Origin of the sequence: Neisseria sp. P0001.S007, from assembly GCF_051963655.1 — a bacterium.
Lineage (GTDB): Bacteria > Pseudomonadota > Gammaproteobacteria > Burkholderiales > Neisseriaceae > Neisseria > Neisseria subflava_A.
In genome coordinates this window covers 1-296 of record NZ_JBQCUB010000033.1, presented here as the reverse complement: position 1 = coordinate 296, position 296 = coordinate 1, and the positions used below count along the sequence as shown (strand labels likewise).

1 protein-coding gene is annotated in these 296 nt (G+C 47.3%); it reads right to left on the bottom strand.

Going from position 1 to position 296, the window contains the following annotated elements; genetic code table 11:
• A partial coding sequence (locus tag ACTHRE_RS11100; RefSeq protein WP_440345279.1) for a ComEA family DNA-binding protein occupies positions 1-219 on the bottom strand: 219 nt, incomplete at its 3' end.
• Positions 220-296 lie beyond the last annotated feature (77 nt).

The following is a 296-nucleotide window of genomic DNA, read 5'->3' as shown; positions in this document are numbered from 1 at the left end:
GTTCAGCACCGCATCACCGATGCCCTTCACGTTTTTCAGCTCCTCCACCGATTTGAACGCACCGTTCTTCAGACGGTATTCCACAATCGCTTTCGCCTTAGCCGGACCGATACCCGGCAAAGCCTCCAGTTCGGCAGAATATGCGGTATTGATGTTCACGGCGGCCAAAGAGAATGCTGCACAGACGGCGGCAAATGCACCAAATAAAAATTTCTTCAACAGATTTTTTCCCATAACATATTTGATTGAATCAGTCAGGAAGTCTACCGTATGGTTTTATTCCACTCTGTAAACAC